We start from the raw sequence: 20,146 nt of genomic DNA, 5'->3' as shown, positions 1-20,146 counted from the left end.
CCGCCGTGCCGCCACCGAATTCCGGCGGTCTGGCGCGGCGGCGGGCCGGCTCCGCGGTCCGGCTACGCTCCGAGCAGCTGGTCGAAGAACGAGCGGTAGCGGCGCAGCGCGATCCGCAGGTCCTCCGTGGCGGGCTCGCCGTCGCGCCACTGCCCTTCCAGCTCACCCTTGTGCTCGGCGAAGGTCTCGGCCAGCGAGCTGATCACCGAGGCGACGAGCTCGTCGGCGTCACGCACGGCGCGGCGCGGGTCGTCGACGAAGTCGGTCTGCACCTCCTGCCAGCGGTTGCGGAAGCGGTCGACGTCGCCGGCTTCGAACAGCGGTGGAGCGCCGTCGGTGCGGGCGCGCTGGTCCACAGAACGTCTGTCCGCGGCACGGTCGTCCACGTCGCCGGCCTCCCTCGCACCGGTGTCCACATCGGACGCTTCGCGCGAGCGTTCGCCGGGAACATCCCGGCGTTCCTCGGTGCGGGGCTTTTCGGCCGCACCCGCCAGATCGGCCGTGCTCAGTCCCCGGGTCTCCTGGTCGGTCATGTCGGTCATGTCAGCGGTCTCCGTTCCGCTCGTCGGCGCCGCGGTGGTTGCCGCCGCGCGCGGCGGTGTGCTCGCGGCGGCGCTCGACGGTGTCCTCGTCGGTGCGGCTGTCGGCACGGGTGTCCGTGCGGCTTCCGGCGCCGGTGTCATCGGTCAGCAGGTCCTCGAACACCGTGCGGTAATGCACCATAGCCGAGCGCAGTTCCTCTGTGGACAGTGCTGTCTCCGAGTGGCGGCGGTGCGTCTCGTGCGCCGCGCGGTAGTGCTCCAGCGTGCGCGAGTGGCGCACGGACAAGTCGGAAATCTGCTGGTCGTAGCCCTCGGTCGGGTAGCCGCGCTCGGACATCACGGCCACGAGCAGGTCGTCGGCCTCGTCGAGCGCGCCGGCGGGCTGGTCCACGAACTTCTCCTGGATCAGCCCCCAGTGCTGGGCGTAGCGCTCGCGCGCCGAGGCCGAGAGCGGCCGGATGTCGAGGTCACGGTGGCGGCGTTCGCGTTCGGCCAGCTCCCGTTGCGCCGCACGCGGGCTGTCGCTCTCCTCGACCGCGCGCGAGTATTCCGGACCGAACTGCTGCTGCAGTCGTTTTCGCTGCCGTTCCTGGACGACGAGCCACGCGACGGCGCCGATCACCACGACGGCGACCACCACGATCACGACAATGAGCCAAGTGGGCATCGCACGAACTCCTTCACGGATTTTGTCGAGCCCCCCGTACCGGCCGGGTGCCCGCCGCTGCCCAGGCGAAACGCGAATGCCGCCGGATGAACGGCGTTTTCGGCCGAGTGGCGGAGCGCGAGCCGCCAGATGAGGTACGGTTCGGACGTCAGGGCGAAACCCGGCGGACGGGAGGACGGCGCGTGGATACCACCGTGCGGCTCGCCTCCAGCGCGCTCCGCGTCGTGCCCGGCTTCGACACCATCGCCGGCGTCCCCATCCCCGGCTGGGCCGGCACGCTGCTGGCCGTGGTGTGCATCGTCGCGGCGCTCGCGGTCCTGCTGCTGATCGTGCGCAACCGGCGGCGCTGAGCCGTTTCGCGACTGCTCAGCGGAGGTAGTTGCTGACCTCGATGAGGTTCTCGTCCGGGTCGCGGAAGTAGACGCTGCGGATCTCGCCCGTGGCACCGGTGCGCTCCACCGGCCCCTCCTCGATCGGCACGCCCGCCCGGCGCAGTTCTTCGATCACGTCGTCGAGCACATCTTCGGTGATGAGGCACAGGTCCGCACTGCCCGGCGTCGGGCGCAGTGCCTTGGGTTCGAACTCGTGGCCCGCCTGGTGCAGGTTGATCTTGCCGGCGCCGAACGCCAGTGCCTTGCGCCCGCCCTTAAACGTCACCTCGGCCATGCCGAGCACCCGCGTGTAGAAGGCCACCGTGGCCTCGACGTCGGCGACGGTGAGCACGAGGTGGTCCAGGCGGTCGATGCGCATCGGGTGTCCCCTTTTCGACGGCGGATCAGGCGCGCGTGAAGCGGGTGGTGATCACGTGGTCCTTCGCCGGGCCGGCGACCACCCACTCCTGGCGCCAGTGGTCGGCGTCGAGCACGCGGTACTCGCCGCGGTAGAGGTCGTCGCGGCACGGGTGGTCCGTGCTCCACCGGCCGGTGGCCAGGTCGAGGTCGTGGAAGAACCCGCCGTGGTCGAAGTGCACGGCGGCGCGGGCGCCGTCGGGGTGGTAGAGCAGGGTGCGGCTCACCGGGCCGGTGTAGCCGGCCAGCCGCAGCTCGCCGGTCTCGTGGTAGACGAGCACGCCTTCGCCTCGGGTGAACGTCGCGGTGCCGGTGACCTCGCCCATCGGCTCGCCGTCGGCGGCCACGATGTCGCGCGAGAGCCGCCAGGTGCCGGCGAAGTGCGCGGCGAGGTCGGTGATCGCGAAGTCCACCCCGCCATTCTGCGCCCGCGCGTGCGGCGTGACGCGGCGGCGGGGCGGGGATCACACACAGCGTGACCGGTGCGGTGCGAGCGGGACACTCGTTCCGGAAACGCGCCGAGGCGCCCGGGGTGGCACCGCGGTGTCGGTGCCGGCGCCTAGAATCGGCCGGGTGGCTCACCCCGACCAGGCCCAGCGCTCCCCCGCCGTCGAGACCCTGCAGCGCGTGTTCGGCTATGACGCGTTCCGCGGTGATCAGGCGGACATCGTCGAAACCGTGATCTCCGGCAGAGACGCGCTGGTGCTGATGCCCACCGGCGGCGGGAAATCGCTGTGCTACCAGATCCCCTCGCTCGTGCGGCCCGGCGTCGGCGTGGTGATCTCGCCGCTGATCGCGTTGATGCAGGACCAGGTCGACGCGCTGCGCAACCTCGGCGTGCGCGCGGGATTCCTCAACTCCACGCAGGATTTCGGCGAGCGCCAGCGCGTCGAGGAAGCGTTCGTCGCGGGTGAGCTCGACCTGCTCTACCTGGCGCCGGAACGGCTCTCGGTCGAGTCGACCGTGCGGCTGCTCGACCGCGGGAAGATCGCGCTGTTCGCGATCGACGAGGCGCACTGCGTGTCGCAGTGGGGCCACGACTTCCGGCCCGACTACCTGATGCTGTCGTCGCTGCACGAGCGCTGGCCGGACGTGCCGCGCATCGCGCTCACCGCGACGGCGACCGAGGCCACGCACAAGGAGATCTCCGCGCGGCTCAACCTCGACGGCGCGCGCCACTTCGTCGCGAGCTTCGACCGGCCGAACATCCAGTACCGCATCGTCGGCAAGAACTCGCCGCAGAAGCAGCTGCTGGAGCTGCTGCGCACCGAGCACAAGGGCGACGCGGGGATCGTCTACTGCCTCTCGCGTGCGTCGGTGGAGAAGACGGCGGAGTTCCTGGTGCAAAACGGAATCCGTGCGGTGCCTTACCACGCGGGGCTCGACAAGCGCACCCGCGCGGAGAACCAGTCGCGGTTCCTGCGCGAGGACGGGCTCGTAGTGGTGGCCACCATCGCGTTCGGCATGGGCATCGACAAGCCGGACGTGCGGTTCGTCGCGCACCTCGACCTGCCGAAGTCCGTGGAGGGCTACTACCAGGAGACGGGCCGCGCGGGCCGCGACGGGCTGCCGTCCACGGCGTGGCTCGCCTACGGGCTGCAGGACGTGATGCAGCAGCGCAAGATGATCGAGAACGGCGAGGGCGACGAGGCCCACCGCCGCCGGCAGGCCGCGCACCTCAACGCCATGCTGGCGCTGTGCGAGACCGTCGAATGCCGCCGCACGCAGATCCTCGCCTACTTCGGCCAGACCGGCCAACCCTGCGGCAACTGCGACACCTGCCTCGCCCCACCCGAACGCTTCGACGGCACCATCCCGGCGCAGAAGCTGCTCTCCACCGTCGTGCGGCTGCGCAACGAACGGCGCCAGAAGTTCGGCGCAGGCCAGATCATCGACATCCTGCTCGGCAAGACGACCCCGAAGGTCACCCAGTTCCAGCACGACACGCTCAAGGTTTTCGGCATCGGCACCGAACTGCGCGAGCAGGAGTGGCGCGCGGTCGTCCGGCAGCTGCTGGCGCAGAACCTCCTTGCCGTGGAAGGGGACTACGGCTCCCTGGTCCTGACCGACGGCAGCACCTCGGTGCTCAACGGCTCACGCACCGTGTCCCTGCGCCGCGAACCGGAGCGCCCGGCCCGCGCGGCGCGCACTTCCCGCCGCAGCACCGCCGCGGCCGTGGAAATGCCCGCGGAAGCCGCGCCACTGTTCGAACGCCTCCGCGCCTGGCGCGCCGCCACCGCCAAGGACCAGGGCGTCCCCGCTTACGTGATCTTCCACGACGCCACGCTGCGCCAGATCGCCGCCGAGCGCCCCGGCTCGCTCTCCGACCTGGGCACCGTCAGCGGCGTCGGCGAGGCCAAGCTGGCGAAGTACGGCGAGGGCGTGCTGGCCGCGTTGGCGGAGGAATAGGTGCCGCCGTACATCATCTTGGCTTCGTCACCCAGACGAGCCGCACGTCGCGACGGGCTCCGAAGCCGGCGACTGCGACTTCCACTTCGGCGGCTTCGCCAAGCGCCGCCCTGAACTGGACGAAGACGAAGCGGCGCCCGGCCGCGGCGGTGACCGCAGGCGGTTCGAGAACGCATCCCCGGACGTCAGCAGGCGGTGATGACCCTGGTCTGCCGCCGCGGCCGGTTCCGGTGACCGGCGTTCACCAGGTGAGCATACGGTCGATTCGGCACCCGCCGGCTTACCTCGCGTCGGTCAGTGGCCCGGCTTCGGCTTGGTCACGTCGGAGACCTTCTGGGTCACACCGTTGATCTTCGCGTGGTACTTGCCCTTGGTCTTCTGGTCGACGAATTGGGCGGCCTTGCCCACGGCCTGGTTGACCTTCTCCGGGTTCTTCTTCACGTACGACGTGACGGCGCTGGCCGCGCCGGCCAGTACGGTGAGTCGTTTCAGCATTGCCATGGAGTCCTCCCGCGGGTTGCTCGTCATCCCCTCAACGCTGCGATGAGTACCCGGAGTTCCCCCGATTCGAACATTCCGGGCGCGGGCCCGGCGAAATTCCCGCGTCCCACGACGGCTGACCAGGCATGATCGGCCCCATGCGAGATCTGGCGGCGCTCCCGAAGGCGCACCTGCACGTCCACCTGGAGAGCACCGTGCGGCCGGCGACGCTGCGCGAGCTGGCCGACGTCAACGGCGTGCCGTTGCCGGGTGCGGCACGGGCGTTCACCGGGTTCCGGGACTTCGCCGACTACAACTCCCTCATCCGTGCCTGCCTGCGCACGCCGGAGGACTTCGAGCGTGTCGCCCGGGAGTTCTGCGTGGACGAAGCCGCGCAGGGCACGCGGTACGCCGAGGTGACGTTCACGGCCGCGTCGCACGGGGAACGGCTGGGGGACCTGGAGATGCCGCTCGCCTCCGTCCTCAAAGGACTGTCCCAAGGAGACCTCGAGACCCGCGTGCTCCTCGATCACTCGCGCCGCCGGTCCGTCGAACGCGCCGAGCGCACGCTGCGGCTCGCCCTCGCCCACGACGAGGTGGCCGGCCTCGGCATGGCGGGCGAGGAGCGCCACTCGCTCGCCCCGTTCGCCGGCGTCTTCGCCAAGGCGCGCGAAGCCGGGCTCCACCTCGTGCACCACGCGGGCGAGGACGCGGGGCCCGAGAGCATCCGCGAAGCCCTCGACGTCGGCCTCGCCGAGCGCCTGGGCCACGGCATCCGCGTCCTCGACGACCCCGAGCTGGTGGCCGAGGTCCGCGACCGCGGGATCGCGCTCGAGGTGTGCCCGACGTCCAACGTCGTCCTCGGCCTGGTGCCGGCCCTGGCGAAGCACCCGCTCCCCCGCCTCGTCGCCGCGGGCCTCGCCGTCACGCTGAACACCGACGTCCCCTCGGTCACGCACACCACGCTGACCGACGAGTTCACCGCCGCGCGCGACACGTTCGGCTACGACGACACCGCTCTCGCGGCCCTCGCCGAAACCGCCGTCACGGCGTCGTTCGCGCCGGAGGAGACGAAAACCGCGCTGCGCAAGGAGATCGCCGCGTGGCTCACACCGGCAGCAGGCGCGTGACCAGCGTGCTCAGCTGCTGCACGTTGCGGCACTCGTGCATCTCCACGAGCTCCGCGTACGCCAGCGCCGCGGAGTCGCCGGTGGACCACAGGGCGCGACGCTCGGGGTTGAGCCAATAGACGTGCCGCGCGCGGTCGCGGATGGCGCGGACGGCGTCGAGGTTGGGGTCGCCGCCGTTGGTGCGCGCGTCGCCGAGGATGAGCACCGACGTGCGCGGGCCGACGGCGTCGAGCCACTTGCCGGTGAACCCGCGCAGGGCGCCGCCGTAGTCGCTGTGCCCGTCCCAGCGCACCACGGCCGCCTCTTCGAGGATGCGCGCGCCGAGATGCTCCGGGTCGGCGACACCCGCGGTGACCAGGTGCGTGACCTCGTCGGTGCTGTCCACGAACGCGAACACGCGGATCTTGCTGAACTGATCACGCAGCGCCTGCACCAGCAGCATCGTGAAGTTCGCGAACCCCGCGACCGAACCCGACAGGTCGCACAGCAGCACGATCTCGGGCCGGCCGGGCCGCCGGTGCCGGAACGCCGGACGCACCGGCACACCACCCGTCGACAACGACCGCCGCAGCGTGCGCCGCAGGTCGATCTGCCCGCGGGTGGTGCGCTTGCGGCGCGCGGCCAGCCGGGTCGCGAGCTTGCGCGACAACGGCTGCACGGCGCGGCGCAGCTCGGCCAGCTGCGCCCGGCTGGCGATCAGGAAGTCCACGCGGTCCGCGGCCTGCGCGATCGCGTGCTTGGCCACGCGGTCGCGGCCCCGCACCTCGGCCGCGCGCCGGCGGGCCTCCGTGCGGACGTTCCCGCGGAAGTCCTCGACACGGCGGCGGACCTCGTCGCGCGTGAGCCGGTCGGTGAACTCACCGCCCTCGTCGGAGCCGCCGCCCGCGGCCCGGATCGCGGCGAGCACGCGCACGATCAGCGTCTGCGGCTGTAGCCGATCCAGCGTCTGGTGCGCGGAGAACCCGCCGCCGGCGCCGGAACCCGCGCCGTACCCGCCGAGCATCTCCACGGCGACGCCCGCCAGCTGCGCCAGCGCCTGCTGGTCGCCCTCGGCGAGCGCGGCCGCCACGGCCTCCCGCAGCTGTTCGAGGTCCCGCGGCCGGTCGTCGCGCGCCAGCTCGGGCACGCCCACGCCGGCCGGGAAGTACAGGTCGAACGCGGCGTCGAACACCGCCCGCTGCCCGCCGCGGCGCACGAGCGCGGCGGCGAGGCCCTCGCGCACGAGCTCGCGGTCGTCGAAGCCGAGCACCTCCAGCGCGGCCCCCGCGTCGACGGTCTCGGCCGGGCCCGCGGGAATGCCCTGTGCCCGCAGCGCCTGCACGAACGCCGTGAGCCGCTCGGTGACGCCGGGCGCGCTCAAGACGCGTCCAGCACCTGGTCGAGCTTGAGGCCCGCACCGGCCTTGGTGATGTCGTCCTGGTGCTTGAGCACCACGCCGAGGCTCTCGCGCACGATCTGCTCGTCGAGCGTGCCGGCGCCGAGCTCCAGCAGCGTGCGCGCCCAGTCGATGGTCTCGGCGACCGACGGCAGCTTGCGCAGGTCCATGGCGCGCAGCGCGGCGATCACGCGGACCACGGAATCGGCCAGCGCGGCGTCGATGCCGGGCACGCGCAGCTTCACGATCCGCAGCTCGAGCTCCGGGTCGGGGAAGTCGATGTGCAGGAACAGGCAGCGCCGCCGCAGCGCCTCGGACAGCTCGCGCGTCGCGTTGGACGTGAGCACCACGAACGGGTCGCGGGTGGCGGTGATCGTGCCCAGCTCGGGCACGGTGACCTGAAAGTCGCCGAGCACTTCCAGCAGCAGGCCCTCCACCTCGACGTCGGCCTTGTCCGTCTCGTCGACCAGCAGCACGGTGGACTCCGTGCCGGAGATGGCCTGCAACAGCGGGCGGCGCAGCAGAAACTCCTCACCGAAGATGTCGGTGCGCGCGTCCTCCCACGTCTCGTCGCGCCCGGCGGTGATGCGCAGCAGCTGCTTGGCGTGGTTCCACTCGTACAGCGCGCGGGCCTCGTCGATGCCCTCGTAGCACTGCAGGCGCACGAGCCGCGAACCGCTCACAGCGGCCACGGCCTTGGCCAGCTCCGTCTTCCCCACGCCGGCCGGGCCCTCGACGAGCAAGGGCTTGCCCAGCCGGTCGGCGAGGAACACGGTGGTCGCCACCGCCGTCGAGGCGAGGTAGCCGGCCTCGGCCAGCTGCGCCGACACGTCGTCGACGGACGAGAAGAACCCGGTGCCCACGTGACCTCCTAAGCGGATGCTCACCTCGCACTGTACTGGCCGCGCCTCAGTCCGTCTCCACGATCCGGTCGAGTGTGCGGTTGAGCTCCGCCGCCGTGCCCTCCCCAGCCGCTCGGGCTCCAGGTGGACATCGCGTTCCCGCTGGGCCTCGACCGGACTCCGGCCGGCCGGCCGGCGACGGTGGCGCGCTCGTCGCGGGACCGGTCACGGCGGCGCTGACGCTCGCCGCGGGCCGCACCGCGACCGTGGCCCGGTCGCATGGTGCGGGAGCCCAGCGGCTGATCGCGAGCTAGCATCTGGCCACGTGACCTACGTTGCGGCGACCAGCCGATACGACTCGATCCCCTACCGGCGCTGCGGGCGCAGCGGACTCAAGCTGCCCGCCATCTCCCTGGGCCTGTGGCACAACTTCGGCCACGACCGGCCGCTGCAGGTCCAGCGCGAGATCCTGCGCCGCGCCTTCGACCTCGGCATCACGCACTTCGACCTGGCCAACAACTACGGCCCGCCCTACGGCTCGGCCGAGTCCAACTTCGGCCAGATCCTCGCCACGGACTTCAAGCCCTACCGCGACGAGCTGGTGATCTCGACCAAGGCCGGCTACGACATGTGGCCGGGCCCGTACGGCGACTGGGCCTCGCGCAAGTACCTGCTGGCCTCGCTCGACCAGTCGCTGGGCCGCATGGGCCTGGACTACGTCGACATTTTCTACTCCCACCGCTTCGATCCGGAGACGCCGCTGGAGGAGACCGTCGGGGCGCTCGACCGCGCCGTGCGCTCGGGCAAGGCGCTCTACGTCGGCATCTCCTCCTACAACTCCGAGCGCACCGCCGAGGCCGCGCGCCTGCTGCGCGAGCTGGGCACGCCGCTGCTGATCCACCAGCCCTCGTACTCCATGTTCAACCGGTGGACCGAGGACGACCACCTGCTCGACACGCTCGAAGAGGCCGGCGCCGGCTGCATCGCGTTCTCGCCGCTCGCCCAGGGCCTGCTCACCGACCGCTACCTCGGCGGCGTGCCGGCCGACTCGCGCGCGGCGCAGGGCAAGTCCCTCGAGCCGGACACGATCACCGAGGACCGGCTCGCGAAGATCCGCGGCCTCGGCGAGATCGCCACCCGCCGCGGCCAGTCGCTGGCGCAGCTCGCGCTGGCCTGGGCCCTGCGCGACCCGCGCATGACGTCGCTGGTGATCGGCGCGAGCAGCGTCAAGCAGCTCGAGGACAACGTCGCCGCGCTGGACAACCTCGAGTTCGCCGCCGAGGAGCTGGCCGAGGTCGACCGGTACGCGACGGAGTCGGACATCAACCTCTGGAAGCAGTCGAGCGACAGCTGACGGTCCGCCGGTGGCCGGTGGCGATGTTCGTGTCACCGGCCACTGCGGACGGTCGGCGGCAGCTCACCCAGCACGCGTCGGCCGCGGTGCCGGCAGGTGCGAAGTCTCCGGGAACAGGTGCAGCGCGCGCAGCGCCGCGCCCAGCTCCGCGATGTCCGCCGGGTCGGTGAGCGAGCGGCCGAGCTCGTCGGTGATGCGGCGCAGGCGGTGGCGGATCGTGTTGGGGTGGCAGAACATCCGTTCCGACGTGAGTTTCGTGGAGCCCTGGCAGTCGAACCACGCGCGCAGCGTCAGCAGCAGCACGTTGCGGTCGTCGCCGGGCAGGTCGAGGATCGGGCGCAGCACGTGGTGCGCGAGCTGCACCGACGCCTCCGGCGCGCTGGCGACCAGGCCCGCGAGCGGCGACTCCGTGAACTGCACCAGGCCCGTCGAGCCGGGCGCCATGCTGGACAGCGCCACGCGGGCGAAGTGCAGCGCCCGGGAGGTGTTGCCCAGGCCCGAGAACACCGGGCTCATGCCCACGCGGCCCACCGGGGCTTCGCGCAGCAGGTCGATGGTCACCTTGCACGCCGACGGGTCGCGCAGCGACACCACACCCACCTGCAGGTCCGGCGTGAGCCGCCACGCCGAGGCGTGCTGGGCTTCGCGCAGGCGCTGCTCGATCTTCGGCAGCGGTTCGTGGCCCAGCCGCGGCGTTTCGGCCGCGACGACCACGAAGCTGCCGTCCACGGTCAGCTCCAGCACGCGGGCGATGTCCCACAGCGTGCCCTCTGTCGCGGCGCCGCCGGCGAACAGCGCCTCCACCAGAGCGGAGCGCCGGTTCTGGTGCGCCACCACGACTTCGGCCGCGGTGTCCCGATAGGACGAAGTGAGCGCCTCGGCGTAGTCGTCGACCAGCGCCCACACCGCGGATGTCGCGGCGACGAGCCCGGCGAGGTCCTGGTGGTCGCCGCGCGCGGTCAGCAGCACGAACCGGTGCCACACCTCGGTGAGCCCGATCCGGTAAGCACGCAGGACTTCCGGCAGTGGCGCGCCCTGCAGCGCCCGCGCGCGGCCGGTGGCCCGCGCCTGGGACAAGTCGGGCACGTCTTCGCCGCGCAGCGTGCGCATCACGTAGTCGAGGTTGGCGCGCACGGAGTTGCGCAGTTCGGCGTGGGTGACGAACCGCTCGTCGCGGTAGACCGGCATCTGCTCGAGGATCTGGTGCGTGGTCGCTTCGATCAGCTCGGGCATGGCGGTTTCGACCTCGGCGGCCAGCACCGAGACGACGGGGGCGAGCCCGTCGCGCAGAACTGTCTGGTAGTGCATCAACGCCCTCCAGGCCTGGGCGAAGGGCGCTCGCGCGCCCCTCGCCCGTGACCGTACGGGGACTCGTCGTTGAGCCCTCGGGAAGGTCATCTAACACGACACCCGCTCACTCGGCCGGGTGAACCTGTGACACTTGCCGCGAATGCGGAAGAACTGATGTAGAACTTCCGCATTCGCGGGTCACATCTTCGCGGCGGCCGCCTTGATCGCCTCGCGGATGCGGAAGTACGAACCGCAGCGGCACACGTTCTCGATCGCGTCGATGTCGGCGTCGGTGGGGTTCTTGGTCTTCTTCAGCAGCGCGACGGCGGCCATGATCTGGCCCGGCTGGCAGTAGCCGCACTGCGCGACGTCCTGCTCCAGCCACGCTTCCTGCACCGGGTGCAGCTTGTCTCCGTCGGCGAGGCCCTCGATCGTGGTGACCTCACGGCCCTCGCACTCCGAGACCGGCGTGACGCACGGGTTCATCGCCTCGCCGTCGAGGTGGCTGGTGCAGGCCTTGCAGACGTTGATGCCGCAGCCGTACTTGAGGCCGCGCACCTTCAGCTTGTCGCGCAGCGCCCACAGCAGCGGCAGGTTGGCTGGCGCGTCGACGGTGACGGTCTTCCCGTTCACCACGAAGGTGTAGTTGGGCATGCGAGAACTCCTTGGTGTGGTGGGGAGATCAGCGGGGGAACGGGTCGAAGTCGACCGGGAAGTTGATCGGGAAGCTGCGCGGCTTGATCCCCGTGGCGCGCGCGTACGCGTTGGCGATCGCCCCCACCGGCGCGGGCAGGCCCAGCTCGCCCGCACCGCCGATTTCGCTGCCGTTGGCCGGCATCACGAACACGTTCACGTCCATCGGCGCGTTCTTCTGCCGCGCGTAGTGGAACTGCGAGTAGCTGCCTTCGAGCGGGAGTCCGTTGTCGATGTGCAGGCCCGCGGTGAGCGTGGTCGAGATGGCGTCGGTGAGGCCGCCGAGCATCTGCGACTGGATGCCGCGGGGGTTCACCGGCTTGCCGACGTCCACGGCGATCGTCGCCTTGGTCACGCGCGGGTTCTTCGGGTCGCGCGCATCCATCTCGACCAGGCAGGCGGTGTAGGACTTGTACTCGCCGTGCACCGCGATGCCCTGGGCGAAGCCCTTCGGCATCTTCTTGCCCCACTCGCCGAGCTCGGCGACCTTGTCCAGCACCGCCTTCTGGCGCGGCTCCTTGATGAACTCGCGGCGGAACTCCAGCGGGTCCTTGCCAAGCTTGGCCGCGATCTCGTCGGCCATGATCTCCTCGGCCCCGCGGGTGTTCGCGGAGTACACCGAACGCCACGCCGAGGTGTGGAACTTCAGCGGCACCTCGTTGAGCAGCTGCGTTGTGACGCCGTAGTTGTAGGGCGACTTCACCGTCAGCAGGAACACCGTCTGCGCGAAGCTCAGGTTGCCGCCCACGGGCAGCTTCGCGGCGAACGCGGTGAGGATCTCGCCGAGGCCGTGGCCCCAGTCGGTCTCGACGCTGGCCACGCGGTGCTCGAACGTGAGCACCTGGCCGAGCGCGAACGTCGCGCGGATCTTGTGGTGGCTCGCGGCGCGGGCGCGGCCGTGGCGCATGTCGTCGATCCGGCTCCACATGAGCCGGACGGGCTTCTTCATGGCCTTGGAGATGTGCGCGGCTTCCAGCGCGGCGTCGAAGAACAGCCGGCGGCCGAACGAGCCGCCGCCCTGCTGGACGTGCACGGTGACCTTGTTCTCCGGCAGCCCCAGCTCCTGCGCGATGGTCTGCTTCGCGACGATCGGCGACTTCAGGCCGGCCCAGATGGTGGCGCTGTCCTCACGGACGTCGGCGACCGCGGAGTTCGACTCCATCGGCGCGTGGCTGACGAACGCGAAGTCGAACTCGCCGTCCACGTACTGCGTCAGCAGCGGCGGCACCACGAACGGCAGCGCCGCGGCCTGCAGCTTCTTCGTGATGGACGCGTTGTTCTCGCCGTCGACGGTGCCCGCGTTCCAGGTGACGTCGAGGGCGTTCTTGCCGTCGAGCGCCTGGCCGAAGGTCTCGGCCATCACCGCGACGCCGGTCTGCACGACGGCGATGTCGATGATGCCGGGCATCGCGCGCACGGCCGCCTCGTTGTTGACCTTCTTCACCGTGCCGTTGATCGTCGGCGGGCGCCGCACCATCACCGGCATCGCGCCGGGGATGTCGAGGTCGAGCGTGTAGACCTGCTTGCCCGTGACCATGGCGAGCGCGTCCTTGCGCGACGTCGGGGTGCCGACCAGCGTGTGGGCCGACTCGGCCTTCGGCTTCACGGCCGCGGTGGACAGGTCCGCGCGAGCCGCCGGGCCGGCGAGCACGCCGTAGGAAGCCTTGCGCCCGTCCGGGGCGCGCACGAGGCCGTCGCGGGTGGTCAGGCGCGCGGCCGGGACGTTCCACTGCGAGCTGGCGGCGGACACCATCCGGGCGCGGGCCGTCGCGGCGGCGGTGCGGATCGGGTCGTACAGCGAGCGCATGGTGTTGGAGCCGCCGGTGAGCTGGTTGAACAGCAGCTCCGGGCGCGCGTCGGCCAGCACCACGTCGACCTTGTCGAGCGGCAGGTCCATCTCTTCGGCGACGAGCATCGCGCTGGCCGTGTTGATGCCCTGGCCCACCTCGGCGCGCGGCAGCTGCAGGCGCACGCGGCCGTCGGTGGTCACCTCGAGCACCAGCATGCCGGCCGTGGGCGCGTTCGAGAGCGTGAGCACGTCGCCGAGGTCGAGGATCTCGGCGGGCTGCGGCAGCGTGGGCACCACGGCTTCGGCCTTGTCCGGCACGAGGGTGTCGAACGACAGCTTCGTCGCGACGGTCAGCGTCGGCGCGGCGACCAGGTAGGTGAGGAAGCGGCGGCGGCCGACGCGCCCGTCGTCGTCCGGCGCGGCGTCGCCCTGTGGTCCGGGACTGGTGGTGGGACTGGCCATCGGGAATCCCTTCGAGGCACTCGCGCCGGTGCGGACGGCGCGGCCGGGCGAGCGCCGCGGCGGTGCCCGGGTGGTGGGGTGGTGTGACGCAGTGGTGGAGCGGGAGGTCTGGCGCGCCACGCTAAGGACGTGACAGAAACGACGCAACGCGCAGTAGTCGTGTCGACCGATGTCTGTGATGAGGTAACAGGCGACCGCCTTCGAATGTGCGTCGTGACACATTCACCCCTGGTCGGATCGGGCGTTCACGGATGTGCCGACGGGTGAGCGCGGGCTGCGCCGGATGGCCGTTCGGACACTCGCCTGGTCTCGGCTCCGCGCGCCGCGCGCCGGGATGGCGCCGACAGCCCGTATCGTCGTCTGGACGCTCTGCCGCTGGTCACCGAAAGGTTTCCTGCCGAAGCCGGTTACCTTGGCAGTGGTGACATCGGCACGAGTAGGAAGCGGGCGGCACGTGGTGGGCGCGGGGACTCCGCCGGTCGGCACGCCGGCCGGGATGCGCAGGATCAACCAGCGGGCGGTGCTCGACCTGCTGCGCCGCGGCGGGCCGGTGACGCGGCCGCAAGTCGCGAAGGACACCGGGCTGTCCAAGCCGACGGTGAGCCAGGCACTGCTGGCGCTGGAGGCCGCGGGCCTGGCGCGGGCGACCGGGCACACGTCCACCGGCACCGGCCGTTCCGCCGTGCTCTACGAAGCCGACCCCACCGCGGGGTACGTGCTGGGCGTGGACATCGGGCGCGAGCACATCCGCGTCGCCGTGTCGGACCTGGGCCGCACGACGGTGGCGCGACGCGACGCCCGCAACACGGCCCGCTCCGGCAGCGCGCTCGTCGCCTCCGTCGGCCGGCTGGCGCGCGAGATCGTGGCCGAGGCCGGGCTGACCGACGCCGACATCGTGGTGCGCGTGCTGGGCTCCCCAGGCGTCGCAGACCCGGCGAAGCGCTGCTTCCGGCACGCGCCGAACCTGCCGGGCTGGGGCAAACCCGGCCTGCTCGACGACCTGGAGGCCGCGCTGGGCGCCGGCCTGGTCGTGGAGAACGACGCCAACCTCACCGCCGTCGGCGAGTGGGAAAGCGGCGCCGCCCGCGGCGCGTCCGTGGTGGGCTGCCTCATGATCGGCACCGGCGTCGGCATGGGCCTCATGGTCGACGGCCGCGTCTTCCGCGGCGCGACGGGCGCCGCCGGCGAGATCGGCTACCTCCCCTACGGCCGCACGCAGTCCGGCGGAGAGGTCCCGGCCCGCGGCCATCTCGAAGAGGCCACCGCCGCCCAGTCCGTGGTCCGCGGCGCCCGCGAACTCGGCCTGGGCACGGCGAAATCGGCCCGCGAGGTCTTCCGCCTGGCCCGCGAGGGCGACGAACTAGCCCAGCGCGCGGTGCGGACGGAAGCCGACCGCCTCGCCTACACGGTCGCCTCCGTGGCCGCCGTGGTGGACCCCGAACTCATCGTCCTGGGCGGCGGCATCGGCACCGCCGCCGACCTCCTGCTGGACCCCATCGACCGCGCCCTGCGCTCCTTCACGCCCCTCGTCCCGACCGTCGTCCAAGGCGAACTGGGCGACGACGGCGTGCTGACGGGGGCGATGAGCGTGGGGTTGCGGGCCGCGGAGGGGTTGGTGTTCGAACGTCGGGTCGGGGCGGCCTGAGCCTCACTGTGACCCGGCCGCGAGCCGGGATGCCTCGGCCAGCTCGGCCAGGTGGTGCAGCGAGTTGACGAGGTGGTCAGGGGGGAACGGCGGGAACCGGATACCGCGATCGCGGATGGACTGCGGTACCGCCGACCAGTCGTAGGTGAGCGTGACTTCGGTGCCGGACGGACCGAGCGGCGTGAGGTCGTAACGCCACGTCCAGCCCCCGAACTCCAGCTCGCCGTCTTCTTTCTCCTGCCCGGTGAACCAGCCGACGACGCGCGGCGGCTCGAACACGTGAACCTTGTTGACCACCCGATAGCCCGTGCCGTAGTACATGTCCATCCAGAACAGCTGCCCCACCTCGGTGAGCAGCGCCCGGTCGACGGGTTCCCGGACCCAGCCGGTGCCGTCGATCGCGGAGTGGGCCGCCGGGTCCGCCAGGATCGCGAAAACCGTGCCGGCGGGTACTGCGATGGTCAGGGTGGCGCTCACGTTCTTCTCGGTCATGACGGGCACGCTCCTCATCGGCTCGTCTCGGGCTTCCTCCGGTGTGAAGCCCTGTGCGCCCACTCGACGAACGCACCGGCGCCGGTTCGACACCGCGACTGAACATTCCCGCGCGGCCGACAGCTCGGCCGCGGTGGTCGGCGGGCGGCCGGGGTGGAATCATCGGGCGTTGTGAGCATCGAGCCGGACCGGCGCCTGATCGACCCGGAGCGCGTGGCCGCCGCTGTCGCCGGACTGGGTGACAGGGCGGTCATCGAAGAGTGGGCCGGGCGGTTCGCCGTGGTCGCCGATCCGTCGCGGCTGGCGTTGCTCGTGTCGATCCACTACGCGCGCGAGATCAGCGTCACCGACCTCGCGGCGGCCACGGGCATGACGGACACCGCCGTTTCGCAGGCGCTGCGGCTGTTGCGGGCCCACGGATTCGTGACCGCGCATCGCGACGGGCGCGTGGTGCGATACCGGCTGGCGGACGCGACCGTGCACGAGCTGATCCACCGCGTGCGCCCCCACGACACGGGTGCCGCGGAACCGGATCCGGACCGGTAGGTTTGCACGCATGATCGGACTGCCGGACACCATCACCGCCTGTCTGTTCGACCTCGACGGCGTGCTGACCGGAACGGCCGTACTCCACCGTGAAGCGTGGAAACGGACGTTCGACGAGTTTCTTCGCGGCCGGGACGGCGACACGTTCCGGGAGTTCACCGACCACGACTACGCGGCGTTCGTCGACGGCCGCCCGCGCGCCGACGGCGTGCGCGAGTTCCTGCGCTCCCGCGACATCCGGCTGCCCGAAGGCTCCCCCGACGACGGCGTGAACGAGCCGACCGTGAACGGCGTCGGCAACCGCAAGAACGAGCTGGTCCTGAAGATCATCGAAGAGCGCGGCGTGAACCCCTACTCCGGCTCCGTGCGCTACCTCGAAGCGGCGAAGACGGCCGGCCTGCGCATCGCCGTGGTGACGTCGTCGGCCAACGGCGCGAAGGTGCTCGCCGCCGCGGACCTGACGAAGTTCGTCGAGGCCCGGATCGACGGCCTGGTCATCCGGCGCGACAACCTCAAGGGCAAGCCCGCCCCCGATTCCTTCCTCGCCGGCGCGAAGGCGCTCGGTGTCGAGCCCGCGCACGCGGCCGTGTTCGAAGACGCGCTGTCGGGCGTGCAGGCCGGGCACGCCGGCCACTTCGGTTACGTGGTGGGCGTGAACCGCGCCGATCAGGCCGACGAACTGAAAGCCCACGGCGCCGACGTTGTGGTCGACGACCTCGCCGAACTCCTGGAGAAGGCATGACCGAAACGCAGTTCGGCTACGAGTGCTCGCCGTGGGAGCTGCGCTGGCGCGGCCTCGACGTCGACGCGCTGCAGCGCACCGAGTCGGCGTTCGCGCTGTCCAACGGCCACATCGGACTGCGCGGCACGCTCGAGGAAGCCGAGCCGCGCGGGCTGCCCGGTACGTACCTCAACGGCTTCTACGAGCAGCACGAACTGCCCTACGCCGAAGGCGGCTACGGCTACCCCGAGGAGGGGCAGACCGTGGTCAACGTGACCGACGGCAAGATCCTCCGGCTGCTGGTGGAGGACGAGCCGCTCGACATGCGCTACGGCACGGCGCTGGAGCACGACCGCGTGCTCGACTTCCGCAGCGGCACCCTGACCCGCTCCACCGAGTGGTCCTCCCCCACGGGCCGCCGCGTGCGCGTGAAGACCGAGCGGCTCGTGTCGTTCACGCAGCGCGCGATCGCGGCGATCCGCTACGAGGTGGAGCCGCTCGACGAGGACCTGCAGCTCGTGGTCCAGTCCGACCTGCTGGCCAATGAGCCCATCGAGTCCGACGCCCGCGACCCGCGCGTCGCCGCCGCTCTCGACACGCCGCTGGTGTCGCAGTTCAACCGCGCGGCCAACTACCAGGCCGTGCTCGTGCACCAGACGCGCAACTCCGGCCTGCGCATGGCCGCCGCGATGGACCACAAGATCGAGGTCGACGACGGCATCCGCACGCGCATCCACAGCGAGGACGACCTCGCGCGGCTCACGGTCGCCGTCGACGTCCCGAAGGGCGGGCGCCTGCGGATCACGAAGTTCCTCGCCTACGGCTGGTCCGCGCAGCGGTCCGTGCCCGCGCTGCGGGCGCAGGTCGAGGCCGCGCTCGCCGGCGCGCGGCAGACGGGGTGGAAAGGGCTGATCAGCGAGCAGCGCCAGTACCTCGACGACTTCTGGGCCACCTCGGACATCGAGATCGACGGCGACCCCGAGCTTCAGCAAGCCGTGCGGTTCGCGGTGTTCCACCTGCTTCAGGCCGGGGCCCGTGGCGAGCAGCGCGCGATCGCCGGCAAGGGCCTGACCGGTCCCGGATACGACGGACACGCGTTCTGGGACACCGAGACCTTTGTGCTGCCCGTGCTCACCTACACGATCCCGGGCGCGGCAAGGGATGCGCTCAGCTGGCGGCACTCCACAATCGACAAGGCCAAAGAACGCGCGAAGCAACTCGGCCTGAGCGGCGCGGCGTTCCCGTGGCGGTCCATCACCGGCGCCGAGTGCTCGGCGTACTGGCCCGCGGGCACCGCGGCGTTCCACGTGAGTGCCGACATCGCCGACGCCGTGCAGCGCTACATCAACGCGACCGACGACGAGGAGTTCGAAAGCGGCTGTGGCGCCGAACTCCTGGTGGAAACCGCGCGGCTTTGGGCTTCGCTCGGGCACTTCGACCGCCACGGGCACTTCCGCATCGACGGCGTGACCGGCCCGGACGAGTACTCGGCGGTGGCGGACAACAACGTCTACACCAACCTGATGGCGCGACGGAACCTCCTTGCCGCGGCGCAGGTGTGCGAGAAGTACCCCGCCGCCATGCAGCAGTTCGATGTGGACACCGCGGAGATCGACAGCTGGCGCTCCGCGGCCGAGGCGATGTTCCTGCCGTACAACCAGGAACTCGGCGTGCACCCGCAGTCGGAGGGCTTCCTGGAGCACGACGAGTGGGACTACAAGGGCACCGACCCGGCGTTCTACCCGCTGCTGCTGAATTACCCGTACTTCGACCTGTACCGCAAGCAGGTCGTGAAGCAGGCCGACCTCGTGCTGGCGCTGCACCTGTGCGGCGACTCGTTCAGCCCCGAGGAAAAGGCCCGCGACTTCGCCTACTACGAGGCCCGCACGGTGCGCGACTCGTCGCTCTCGGCCGGCACGCAGGCCGTGATCGCGGCCGAGGTGGGCCACCTGGACCTCGCGTACGACTACCTGGCCGAGGCCGCGCTGACCGACTTGCACGACGTGCACAACAACGTCCGCAACGGCCTGCACATGGCCTCGCTCGCCGGCGCGTGGCAGGGCACCGTCGCCGGCTTCGGCGGCCTGCGCGACCACGGCGGGCAGCTCTCGTTCGCCCCGCGCCTGCCCAGGCAACTCGGCGGCATCACCTTCCGCCTGGCCTTCCGCGGCACGCGCTTCCAGGTCGCCATCCGCCCCGGCGAGGCCACCTACCACGTCCTCGAGGGCGAGCCCCTGGAACTCGTGCATCACGGCGAGCGCTTCACGGTCACCACGGACCCCGTGACGCTCCCCATCGCGGACGTCGACCCGGGCGACCCGCCGCTGCAGCCCTACGGCCGCGCACCCCAACGCCGGGACGGGTCGAAGCTGCGCCAGTTCGTGGCCCCGGAGGCCTGAGTTCCCCGGCCCCGCGGGCGCTCAGGCTCCGCGGGGCTCTACCACCGGCTCGACCACCCGGCCACCACCACACCTGCGCCTGCGGCCACCCCGAATCCGCCGGCGCACCACAAACCGACGCTCAGGAGTCTTCAGCGTCTTCGGTGCCCGGTGGCGGCTCCACCTCCGCCGTATGACTCGGCGTCAGATCCGGCCCCGGAGCCGTGGGCACCTCGGAGTGCACACGACTGGGGTCGGGCAGCGTCAGGTCGTCTTCGTCGTCTTCGGAGCGGTCGCGCGGGAAGAGCTCACGTGTCATGGGTCCGGGATACCTCGTTCGGCCTGGTCGCACCAGGGGTGTCACGCGGCCGGACGCGAACCCGTGCTGTCCGGCGTCGTGGCGAGGGCGTCGAGCAGGGTGAGCAGGAGGCCGTCGCGGGTGGACCAGGGGCAGATGGCCATGCGGCCGCCCGTGATGGTGAGCAGGGCTTCGGCCACGACGGCGCCGCCGAGGGCTTGCTGCGCGCGCTGGCGCGAGATGCC

The 20,146-nt window shown here is 71.3% G+C and carries 20 protein-coding genes and 1 pseudogene; 8 read left to right on the top strand and 13 right to left on the bottom strand.

Going from position 1 to position 20,146, the window contains the following annotated elements; all coding sequences use genetic code 11:
• Positions 1-62 precede the first annotated feature (62 nt).
• Both AB0383_RS32055 and AB0383_RS32050 read right to left on the bottom strand, forming a co-directional pair.
• Complete coding sequence (locus AB0383_RS32055; protein WP_364184650.1) at positions 63-542, bottom strand: hypothetical protein; 480 nt, start codon at positions 540-542, stop codon at positions 63-65.
• A 1-nt stretch (position 543) separates the two neighbouring features.
• The gene (locus tag AB0383_RS32050; RefSeq protein WP_364184648.1) at positions 544-1,209 is read right to left on the bottom strand and encodes a hypothetical protein; all 666 of its coding nucleotides are present in this window, start codon (positions 1,207-1,209) and stop codon (positions 544-546) included.
• Between the two features lie 182 nt (positions 1,210-1,391).
• On the opposite strand from AB0383_RS32050, the gene AB0383_RS32045 reads away from it, so the two are divergent.
• Positions 1,392-1,559 (top strand): hypothetical protein, encoded by a 168-nt coding sequence (locus tag AB0383_RS32045; protein WP_364184646.1) that lies wholly within the window; start codon positions 1,392-1,394, stop codon positions 1,557-1,559.
• Positions 1,560-1,575: 16 nt separating this feature from the next.
• Here the strand turns inward: AB0383_RS32045 and AB0383_RS32040 are convergent, their stop codons facing one another.
• Together AB0383_RS32040 and AB0383_RS32035 are read right to left on the bottom strand one after the other, a co-directional pair.
• Entirely contained in the window at positions 1,576-1,959 is a 384-nt protein-coding gene (locus AB0383_RS32040) for a VOC family protein (protein WP_364184644.1), read from the bottom strand.
• Between the two features lie 25 nt (positions 1,960-1,984).
• Complete coding sequence (locus AB0383_RS32035) at positions 1,985-2,410, bottom strand: DUF6314 family protein (RefSeq protein ID WP_364184642.1); 426 nt, start codon at positions 2,408-2,410, stop codon at positions 1,985-1,987.
• Between the two features lie 160 nt (positions 2,411-2,570).
• Between AB0383_RS32035 and recQ the strand changes: the two genes are divergently transcribed.
• The gene (recQ, locus tag AB0383_RS32030; protein ID WP_366189324.1) at positions 2,571-4,406 is read left to right on the top strand and encodes a DNA helicase RecQ; all 1,836 of its coding nucleotides are present in this window, start codon (positions 2,571-2,573) and stop codon (positions 4,404-4,406) included.
• A gap of 294 nt (positions 4,407-4,700) precedes the next feature.
• On the opposite strand, the gene AB0383_RS32025 is transcribed toward recQ, so the two are convergent.
• Entirely contained in the window at positions 4,701-4,907 is a 207-nt protein-coding gene (locus AB0383_RS32025; protein ID WP_364184867.1) for an antitoxin, read from the bottom strand.
• A gap of 137 nt (positions 4,908-5,044) precedes the next feature.
• Here AB0383_RS32025 and add point away from each other — a divergent pair, with 137 nt between their 5' ends.
• Positions 5,045-6,016 carry an adenosine deaminase gene (gene add / locus AB0383_RS32020; RefSeq protein ID WP_366189323.1) on the top strand — a complete coding sequence of 324 codons (972 nt, stop codon included), beginning with the start codon at positions 5,045-5,047 and terminating at the stop codon, positions 6,014-6,016.
• Here the strand turns inward: add and AB0383_RS32015 are convergent.
• Both AB0383_RS32015 and AB0383_RS32010 read right to left on the bottom strand, forming a co-directional pair.
• Entirely contained in the window at positions 5,994-7,376 is a 1,383-nt protein-coding gene (locus tag AB0383_RS32015) for a VWA domain-containing protein (protein WP_366189322.1), read from the bottom strand. The genes add and AB0383_RS32015 overlap by 23 nt on opposite strands.
• Positions 7,373-8,254: a MoxR family ATPase gene (locus tag AB0383_RS32010; protein WP_366189321.1), complete on the bottom strand. Its 882-nt coding sequence runs from the start codon at positions 8,252-8,254 to the stop codon at positions 7,373-7,375. Before AB0383_RS32010 ends, AB0383_RS32015 begins: the two co-directional genes overlap by 4 nt.
• A 304-nt stretch (positions 8,255-8,558) precedes the next feature.
• Between AB0383_RS32010 and mgrA the strand changes: the two genes are divergently transcribed.
• On the top strand, positions 8,559-9,587 hold the full coding sequence (gene mgrA / locus AB0383_RS32005; protein WP_366189320.1) for an L-glyceraldehyde 3-phosphate reductase: 1,029 nt from the start codon (positions 8,559-8,561) through the stop codon (positions 9,585-9,587).
• Between the two features lie 63 nt (positions 9,588-9,650).
• Here mgrA and AB0383_RS32000 read toward each other — a convergent pair whose 3' ends face one another.
• From AB0383_RS32000 to AB0383_RS31990, 3 genes are all read right to left on the bottom strand, one after another.
• Positions 9,651-10,895 (bottom strand): helix-turn-helix domain-containing protein, encoded by a 1,245-nt coding sequence (locus AB0383_RS32000; RefSeq protein ID WP_364184630.1) that lies wholly within the window; start codon positions 10,893-10,895, stop codon positions 9,651-9,653.
• 180 nt (positions 10,896-11,075) lie between these two features.
• The gene (locus AB0383_RS31995; RefSeq protein WP_364184628.1) at positions 11,076-11,531 is read right to left on the bottom strand and encodes a (2Fe-2S)-binding protein; all 456 of its coding nucleotides are present in this window, start codon (positions 11,529-11,531) and stop codon (positions 11,076-11,078) included.
• A 28-nt stretch (positions 11,532-11,559) separates the two neighbouring features.
• Positions 11,560-13,821: a molybdopterin cofactor-binding domain-containing protein gene (locus tag AB0383_RS31990; RefSeq protein WP_366189319.1), complete on the bottom strand. Its 2,262-nt coding sequence runs from the start codon at positions 13,819-13,821 to the stop codon at positions 11,560-11,562.
• A gap of 496 nt (positions 13,822-14,317) precedes the next feature.
• Between AB0383_RS31990 and AB0383_RS31985 the strand changes: the two genes are divergently transcribed.
• A complete protein-coding gene (locus tag AB0383_RS31985; protein WP_364184866.1) occupies positions 14,318-15,466 on the top strand; it encodes an ROK family protein in 1,149 nt (382 codons plus the stop codon).
• A 3-nt stretch (positions 15,467-15,469) separates the two neighbouring features.
• On the opposite strand, the gene AB0383_RS31980 is transcribed toward AB0383_RS31985, so the two are convergent.
• Positions 15,470-15,958: a polyketide cyclase gene (locus AB0383_RS31980; protein WP_364184624.1), complete on the bottom strand. Its 489-nt coding sequence runs from the start codon at positions 15,956-15,958 to the stop codon at positions 15,470-15,472.
• Between the two features lie 177 nt (positions 15,959-16,135).
• Here AB0383_RS31980 and AB0383_RS31975 point away from each other — a divergent pair, with 177 nt between their 5' ends.
• The 3 genes from AB0383_RS31975 to AB0383_RS31965 are packed head-to-tail and all read left to right on the top strand — an operon-like array spanning position 16,136 to position 19,624.
• A complete protein-coding gene (locus AB0383_RS31975) occupies positions 16,136-16,504 on the top strand; it encodes a metalloregulator ArsR/SmtB family transcription factor (RefSeq protein ID WP_364184864.1) in 369 nt (122 codons plus the stop codon).
• A 10-nt stretch (positions 16,505-16,514) separates the two neighbouring features.
• On the top strand, positions 16,515-17,246 hold the full coding sequence (locus AB0383_RS31970; protein WP_364184622.1) for a beta-phosphoglucomutase family hydrolase: 732 nt from the start codon (positions 16,515-16,517) through the stop codon (positions 17,244-17,246).
• Positions 17,243-19,624 (top strand): glycosyl hydrolase family 65 protein, encoded by a 2,382-nt coding sequence (locus AB0383_RS31965; RefSeq protein ID WP_366189318.1) that lies wholly within the window; start codon positions 17,243-17,245, stop codon positions 19,622-19,624. Before AB0383_RS31970 ends, AB0383_RS31965 begins: the two co-directional genes overlap by 4 nt.
• 121 nt (positions 19,625-19,745) lie before the next feature.
• Here AB0383_RS31965 and AB0383_RS31960 read toward each other — a convergent pair whose 3' ends face one another.
• Both AB0383_RS31960 and AB0383_RS31955 read right to left on the bottom strand, forming a co-directional pair.
• Positions 19,746-19,922, bottom strand: a complete 177-nt coding sequence (locus tag AB0383_RS31960; RefSeq protein WP_364184618.1) for a hypothetical protein — start codon at positions 19,920-19,922, stop codon at positions 19,746-19,748.
• Positions 19,923-19,963: 41 nt separating this feature from the next.
• Positions 19,964-20,146: pseudogene (locus AB0383_RS31955) on the bottom strand (exopolyphosphatase); the annotation flags it as partial.

Source organism: Amycolatopsis sp. NPDC051373 (genome assembly GCF_040689465.1).
Taxonomy (GTDB): Bacteria; Actinomycetota; Actinomycetes; order Mycobacteriales; family Pseudonocardiaceae; genus Amycolatopsis.
This window is presented reverse-complemented; position numbering and strand designations above follow the sequence as displayed.

What these genes read in the sequence shown, in the direction of transcription:
- AB0383_RS32055 (WP_364184650.1), bottom strand. Translation starts at nt 542, where the DNA reads ATGACCGACATGACCGACCAGGAGACCCGGGGACTGAGCACGGCCGAT.
- AB0383_RS32050 (WP_364184648.1), bottom strand. Translation starts at nt 1,209, where the DNA reads ATGCCCACTTGGCTCATTGTCGTGATCGTGGTGGTCGCCGTCGTGGTG.
- AB0383_RS32040 (WP_364184644.1), bottom strand. Translation starts at nt 1,959, where the DNA reads ATGCGCATCGACCGCCTGGACCACCTCGTGCTCACCGTCGCCGACGTC.
- AB0383_RS32025 (WP_364184867.1), bottom strand. Translation starts at nt 4,907, where the DNA reads ATGGCAATGCTGAAACGACTCACCGTACTGGCCGGCGCGGCCAGCGCC.
- add (WP_366189323.1), top strand. Translation starts at nt 5,045, where the DNA reads ATGCGAGATCTGGCGGCGCTCCCGAAGGCGCACCTGCACGTCCACCTG.
- AB0383_RS32000 (WP_364184630.1), bottom strand. Translation starts at nt 10,895, where the DNA reads ATGCACTACCAGACAGTTCTGCGCGACGGGCTCGCCCCCGTCGTCTCG.
- AB0383_RS31995 (WP_364184628.1), bottom strand. Translation starts at nt 11,531, where the DNA reads ATGCCCAACTACACCTTCGTGGTGAACGGGAAGACCGTCACCGTCGAC.
- AB0383_RS31990 (WP_366189319.1), bottom strand. Translation starts at nt 13,821, where the DNA reads ATGGCCAGTCCCACCACCAGTCCCGGACCACAGGGCGACGCCGCGCCG.
- AB0383_RS31985 (WP_364184866.1), top strand. Translation starts at nt 14,318, where the DNA reads ATGCGCAGGATCAACCAGCGGGCGGTGCTCGACCTGCTGCGCCGCGGC.
- AB0383_RS31980 (WP_364184624.1), bottom strand. Translation starts at nt 15,958, where the DNA reads ATGACCGAGAAGAACGTGAGCGCCACCCTGACCATCGCAGTACCCGCC.
- AB0383_RS31970 (WP_364184622.1), top strand. Translation starts at nt 16,515, where the DNA reads ATGATCGGACTGCCGGACACCATCACCGCCTGTCTGTTCGACCTCGAC.
- AB0383_RS31965 (WP_366189318.1), top strand. Translation starts at nt 17,243, where the DNA reads ATGACCGAAACGCAGTTCGGCTACGAGTGCTCGCCGTGGGAGCTGCGC.
- AB0383_RS31960 (WP_364184618.1), bottom strand. Translation starts at nt 19,922, where the DNA reads ATGACACGTGAGCTCTTCCCGCGCGACCGCTCCGAAGACGACGAAGAC.